4 protein-coding genes and 1 pseudogene (1 of these 5 only partly in view) are annotated in these 6,305 nt (G+C 66.5%); 1 reads left to right on the top strand and 4 read right to left on the bottom strand.

The window, feature by feature from the left end:
• From nrdR to K789_RS0115905, 3 genes are all read right to left on the bottom strand, one after another.
• A partial coding sequence (gene nrdR, locus K789_RS0115915; RefSeq protein WP_024367621.1) for a transcriptional regulator NrdR occupies positions 1–474 on the bottom strand: 474 nt, incomplete at its 3' end.
• Between the two features lie 153 nt (positions 475–627).
• On the bottom strand, positions 628–2,019 hold the full coding sequence (gene hisD / locus K789_RS0115910; RefSeq protein WP_024367620.1) for a histidinol dehydrogenase: 1,392 nt from the start codon (positions 2,017–2,019) through the stop codon (positions 628–630).
• A gap of 52 nt (positions 2,020–2,071) precedes the next feature.
• Positions 2,072–2,713: a hypothetical protein gene (locus tag K789_RS0115905; RefSeq protein WP_024367619.1), complete on the bottom strand. Its 642-nt coding sequence runs from the start codon at positions 2,711–2,713 to the stop codon at positions 2,072–2,074.
• A gap of 209 nt (positions 2,714–2,922) precedes the next feature.
• On the opposite strand from K789_RS0115905, the gene K789_RS0115900 reads away from it, so the two are divergent.
• Complete coding sequence (locus K789_RS0115900; RefSeq protein WP_128081647.1) at positions 2,923–3,381, top strand: flavin reductase family protein; 459 nt, start codon at positions 2,923–2,925, stop codon at positions 3,379–3,381.
• A 141-nt stretch (positions 3,382–3,522) separates the two neighbouring features.
• On the opposite strand, the pseudogene dnaE reads toward K789_RS0115900, so the two are convergent.
• A pseudogene (gene dnaE / locus K789_RS23310) lies at positions 3,523–6,305 on the bottom strand (DNA polymerase III subunit alpha); its annotated part runs 668 nt beyond the window's last position; the annotation flags it as partial.

Genomic DNA, 6,305 nt, shown 5'->3' with positions numbered 1-6,305 from the left:
CTGGCTTGTGCCTTCGCGGCCCTTGGTTTCGGCCTCGTGGCGGAGCAGGGAAATGGCCGCTTCGAAGTCCTCGAGGGATTCGAAGGCCTGGTAGACGCTCGCGAAGCGCAGGTAAGCAACCTCGTCGAGCCGCTGGAGCGGGTTGAGGATGGCGAGGCCGACTTCATGCGCATCAATTTCCGCGGCGCCGGAGGCCCGGATGGTCTCTTCGACTTCCTGGGCGAGCATGGCGAGGTCGTCCTCGGTGACGGGACGGCCCTGGCAGGCCTTGCGGACGCCGTTGATGACCTTGCTGCGACTGAACGGCTCACCAACGCCCGACCGCTTGATGACGGTGAGGCTGGTGGTCTCGACAGTCGTGAAGCGACGCCCGCACTCGGGGCACTGCCGGCGGCGCCGGATGGCCGAGCCGTCATCGGCGATCCGGCTGTCCACCACACGCGAATCAGGGTTCCGGCAAAACGGGCAATACATGGCGTTTCCTCCCCTGTCGCAGATCGTTGGCCGAACGGTGATCGAAGGCAGCCGAACACCTAAATCTCCGAGCGCCCAAGAATCCTTGGCTCCGCCATCAGTTTACGACTAGATGTAGCTGAATAACAAGCCTGTAATTACTACATGTAGTGGTCAGGCGCCCTGGGCGAACCGAATGGTGACCGCCTCGCCGTGCGCCGGGAGGTCCTCCGCCCCGGACAGGCTCACGATGTGCCCGCTGACCTCTTCCAGGGCGGCGCGCGTGTAGTTGATCACCTGGATGGCGCGCAGGAAGGTGGTCACGTTCAGCCCGGAGGAGAACGCCGCGGTGCCGCTGGTCGGCAGCACGTGGTTGGAGCCGGCGCAGTAGTCGCCCAGGCTGACGGGGCTGTAGTCCCCGACGAAGATCGCCCCGGCGCTGCGGATCCGGCCCGCGACCGTTGCCGCGTCAGCCGTCATGATTTCCAGGTGTTCGGCGGCGTAGGCGTTGCACGCCGCGATGCCCTGTTCGAGGTTGTCCACCAGGACGACCCCGGACTGTGGGCCCGAGAGCGCCTCACGGACCCGGCTGCTGTGTTTGGTCAGTGCCGCCTGGCGGTCGAGTTCCACCCGGACGGCGGCGGCGAGGGCCTCGGAGTCGGTGATCAGCACGGATGCCGCCTTGGGGTCGTGCTCGGCCTGGCTGATCAGGTCGGCCGCGACCAGGCCCGGCTGTGCCGTGGCGTCGGCCAGGATCGCAATCTCCGTGGTGCCGGCCTCGGAATCGATGCCCACCACGCCCTTGACGAGACGCTTCGCGGTGGCGACGAAGACGTTGCCCGGACCCGTGACGACGTCCACCGGGTCCAGTCCGGCTTTGCCCTCTGAGGCGGGGATGCCGTAGGCGAAAGCCGCGATGGCCTGGGCGCCCCCGATCGCGTAGACCTCTTCGATCCCGAGCAGGCACGCTGCGGCAAGGATCGTGGGGTGTGGGAGGCCGTCGAAGCCCTTCTGCGGAGGCGATGCCAGCGCGATGGATTCGACGCCGGCTGCCAGGGCCGGGACAACGTTCATGATCACGGAGGACGGGTAGACCGCCAGGCCGCCGGGCACGTAGAGGCCCACGCGTGCCACGGGGACCCAGTTCTGGCTGACCACTGCGCCTTCGCCGAGTTCGACGTCGGTGTCCGCCGGGCGCTGGGCGTCGGCAAAGCGGCGGGCACGCTTGATGGACTCTTCCAGGGCTGCCCGGACGGCGGGATCGAGCCCGGCCAGGGCGGCCGTCAGCGCTTCAGCGGGGACCCGGGGATGCGCCTGCTCCACGCCGTCGAACGTCCGGGCCAGTTCGCTGAGTGCCTCGAAGCCCCGGGTGCGGACGGCGTGGATGATGTCCAGGACCTTCTGCTCGGCATCAGCCATGGTGCCGGCCTGTGCCCTGGGCACTGCTGCACGGAGACCGGCGAGGGTCAGGCGCTGGCCGCGGAGGTCGACGGTGCGGAAGTTGAGGTCGGCGGGAGCCTGGGGCGCAGTTGCGGCGGGCACGGAGCTGTCAGCTGAAAGGGTCACCCGTTCATTTTACGTGCCGCCCCGGCGGTCCCGCGCCTGTTACTTCGGGCCGCTACTTGGTGGGCTGTTCGGCATCCCCGGTGTCGGCCGCGTGCCCTGCGTCCGGCGCCGGCTTGCTGAAGACGGTGTTCAGGAAGACAGTCAGGGCGGTGGCGGCCGGCCAGATCGCCAGGACGGCCAGGGACCGCAGCGAAAAGGCGATACTGGCACTGGCCGAGGTGTCCTCCGGCGTACCCCACCACCGGCCGCACAGCACGCCGGTCCCCCAGGCCGCGAGGGCGCCCAGCACTCCGGCGCCCACTGCCAGGAGCACGTCACCGCCGGACGGGCCTTTATGCCTGCTGCCGGAAGCGGCCGCGCCCGAAAGGCAGCCGGCCAGCAGGAACAGCGCTGCCAGTATGAGGTCCCGCAGCAGCCAGCCTTCCGTGTTTCCGCCGCTCCGCAGCTCCGGATTGCCGGACAGCAGGTTCAGTCCCGAGGGGGCCAGGAGCCACCACAGCAGCCCAGCCGGGATGCCGGCAGCGGCGATGGCCGCGGCTTTCCGCCAGGTCACGGCGCGGACGCCTGGTTCCCGTCCTGGCCGGCCGGAAGCAGTGTCCGGCCGGAAGCCCTGGACCGGGTTCCGGGCCGAATCCTGCGGGGCGTCGTGCGGGGCGTCCTGCGGGAGCTGGCCGTGGACTGCGGGCTGTGTCATGCAACAAACCTTAACAAGCTTTCGGGCGACGGGGCACATGACACCGCGCGCCCCCGGATGACGTTCCACATGACGCCTCCGGGTAAACAAGTACCGCGGCCGTTCGCAGGCGCAATACGCTGGCAGGGTAGGAACATCACGCACGTACAGCAGGGAGTTGGATCGCAGTGGCCACAGAGGACCAAGCCTTCGAGGGAACGTTCCGGGAGATGTTCCGCCGGCACGCGGCCGGAGTGGCCATTATCACCGCCAACCTCAACGGCGTCCCCTTCGGCTTCACGGCGACCTCGGTGGCCTCGCTCTCTGCGAAGCCGCCCCGGTTCACGTTCAACATGGCCCGCACGTCCAGTTCCTGGCCGGCCGTGGCCAACACCACATACATTGGCGTCCACATGCTGGGGCTGGACAACCAGGAGCTTGCGGACCGCTTTGCCCGGACCAGCAACCGCTTCGAGGGGGATCACTGGGCGCTCGGACCACATGAGGTGCCGATCCTGAACGACGTCGCCGGCTGGCTGATCGGCAAGGTCCAGATGCGGCTCTCCTTCGAGAACAACGCCGTGGTGGTGGTTGAGGTCGTGGAAGGCGAAGTGGGTGCCGACGGCGCCCCCCTGCTCTACCACTCCGGTTCCTATGGCCGGCCCGTGCCCCTCGACTACGAGATCTGACCGGCTGCCAGGAGGATCCGGGGCGCCGAGCGCCTTCGCACCACGAGGTGACACTTGGTGCCCATGTCTTTGAGCGGCATGGGCGTTAAGTGTCACCCCGGCGGGTGTCGGGCCTGACCGGGGACACGGAACCCCGCAATATCAGCTGTCCAGGCAGGTGGGGCCGAGCAGCACCTTCAGGTCCCCGAACAGCGACGGGCTCGGGTTGACCCTCAGGTGCACGGGCAGCCCCATGACCTCCACCCGGGTGTCACCCTGCAGGTGCAGCCGGACTTCGGATTTGCCGCGGTGGGTGCGCAGCACGTCCCCCAGTTCGGTCACGACGGCTTCGGTCGCCTTGTGCGTCGGCATGGTGATCACGAGCGGGCCGTTGAGACCCTCGCTGAGGTCCGGGACGGACAGCTCCATGCAGTTCAGGGCAACGGCGCCGTCATCGCGGCGCTGCAGCCGTCCCTTGACGACGACAATCAGGTCCTCTGCCAGCACCGAGGCAATGGGCCCGTAGACCTGGCCGAAGAACATGACCTCGACGGAACCGCCCAGGTCCTCGATCTCGGCACGGGCGTAGGCGTTGCCGCTGGCTTTCGCGATCCGCCGGCTCAGTGACGTAATCATGCCGGCGATGGTGACGATGGCGCCGTCGTGAGGTCCGTCCTCGGCGATGATCGAGGTGATGGACTGGTCGGCATGCTGGCTCAAGACCCCTTCGAGGCCCTGCAGCGGGTGGTCCGAGACGTACAGGCCGAGCATGTCCCGTTCGAAGGAGAGTTTGTCCTTTTTCTCCCATTCGGGAAGGTCCGGGATGTCGATACTCAGGGACGCCTCGGATTCGGCCTCGTCGAACCCGGCGAAGAGGTCGAACTGGCCGATCGCCTCGTTGCGTTTGAGGGTGATGACCGAGTCGATGGCTTCTTCATGGATCATGGCCAGGGCTCGCCGGTGGTGGTTCAGGGAGTCGAAGGCGCCGGCCTTGATCAGGGATTCGATGGTGCGCTTGTTGCACACGACGGCCGGGACCTTCACGAGGTAGTCCTTGAAGGAGGTGTAGGCGCCTTCTTTTTCGCGTGCCGCCACCATGGCTTCGACGGCGTTGACGCCGACGTTGCGGATGGCGCCCATGCCGAAGCGGATATCGGTGCCGACAGGGGTGAAGTTCAGCGCAGACTCGTTGACGTCCGGGGGCAGCACCGTGATTCCCATGCGCCGGCATTCGTTGAGGTAGATGGCCGATTTGTCCTTGTCGTCGCCGACCGAGGTGAGCAGGGCGGCCATGTACTCAGGCGCATAGTGGGCCTTGAGGTAGGCGGTCCAGTAGGAGATTACGCCGTAGGCGGCCGAGTGCGCCTTGTTGAAGGCGTAGTCGGAGAACGGCAGCAGGATGTCCCAAAGCGTCTTGACTGCGGCCATGGAGTAGCCGTTGTCCTGCATGCCCTGGGAGAAGCCGGCGAACTGCTTGTCCAGCTCCGATTTCTTTTTCTTGCCCATGGCGCGGCGCAGGATGTCGGCCTGGCCCAGGGTGTACCCGGCAAGCTTCTGCGCCACGGCCATGACCTGCTCCTGGTACACGATCAGGCCGTAGGTGCCACCGAGGATCTCGGAGAGCGGTTCCTCGAGCTCCGGGTGGATCGGAATGACTTCCTGGATTTTGTTCTTGCGCAGGGCGTAGTCGGTGTGCGCGTTGGCACCCATGGGTCCGGGCCGGTAGAGGGCCAGGACGGCGGAGATGTCTTCGAAGTTGTCAGGCTTCATCAGCTTGAGCAGGGAGCGCATCGGGCCGCCGTCGAGCTGGAACACACCCAGGGTGTCGCCGCGGGCGAGCAGCTCGTATGACGCCACGTCGTCCAGTTCCAGGGACTCCAGGTCGAGGTCGATCCCGCGGTTCATCTTGATGTTTTCCAGGGCGTCGGAAATGATCGTCAGGTTCCGCAGGCCCAGGAAGTCCATTTTGATCAGGCCGAGGCCCTCGGACGTCGGGTAGTCGAACTGGGTGATGACCTGGCCATCCTGGAAGCGCCGCATGACCGGGATGACGTCGATGATGGGGTCCGAGGACATGATGACGCCGGCCGCGTGGACACCCCACTGGCGTTTCAGGCCCTCGATGCCGAGCGCCGTTTCGAACACCTTGGCGGCTTCCGGGTCCGTGGCGATCAGCTGGCGGAAGTCCCCGGCCTCGCTGTAGCGCTTGGAGTCCTTGTTCTGGATGTCGGCCAGCGGGATGTCCTTGGCCATCACGGCCGGCGGCAGGGCCTTGGTCAGCTGCTCGCCCATGCTGAACGGGTAGCCGAGCACACGCGAGGAGTCCTTGAGGGCCTGCTTGGTCTTGATGGTGCCGTAGGTGACGATCATCGCGACGCGTTCGTCGCCGTATTTGCGCGTGACGTAGTCGATCACCTCGGAGCGGCGACGGTCATCGAAGTCGACGTCGAAGTCAGGCATGGAGACGCGGTCCGGGTTGAGGAAGCGCTCGAAGATCAGGCCGTGGTGCAGCGGATCGAGGTCGGTGATGCGCATGGCGTATGCCACCATCGAACCGGCTCCCGAGCCGCGCCCGGGACCCACCCGGATGCCGTTGTTCTTGGCCCAGTTGATGAAGTCGGCCACCACCAGGAAGTAGCCGGGGAAACCCATGGACGTGATGACGCCGAGTTCGTAGTCCGCCTGGGTGCGCACTTTGTCCGGGATGCCCTGGGGATAGCGGTAACGGAGCCCCTTGTCGACCTCCTTGACCAGCCAGGACGTTTCGTCTTCCCCCTCCGGGCAGGGGAACCGGGGCATGTAGTTGGCTCCGGTGTTGAACGAGACTTCGCAGCGCTCCGCGATCAGGAGCGTGTTGTCGCACGCCTCCGGGTGGTCGCGGAACAGCTCCCGCATTTCCCGCGGTGACTTCAGGTAGTACCCGCTGCCGGAGAAGGCGAAGCGCG

It is taken from the genome of Arthrobacter sp. TB 26, from assembly GCF_000427315.1.
Lineage (GTDB): Bacteria > Actinomycetota > Actinomycetes > Actinomycetales > Micrococcaceae > Arthrobacter.
Note: the sequence above shows the minus strand (reverse complement) of the source record. Positions and strands in the feature narration are given on the sequence as shown.

Bases quoted from the DNA above. Each gene is read 5' to 3' on its own strand.
- K789_RS0115905 (WP_024367619.1), bottom strand. From the start codon at position 2,713: ATGACACAGCCCGCAGTCCACGGCCAGCTCCCGCAGGACGCCCCGCAC.
- K789_RS0115900 (WP_128081647.1), top strand. From the start codon at position 2,923: ATGTTCCGCCGGCACGCGGCCGGAGTGGCCATTATCACCGCCAACCTC.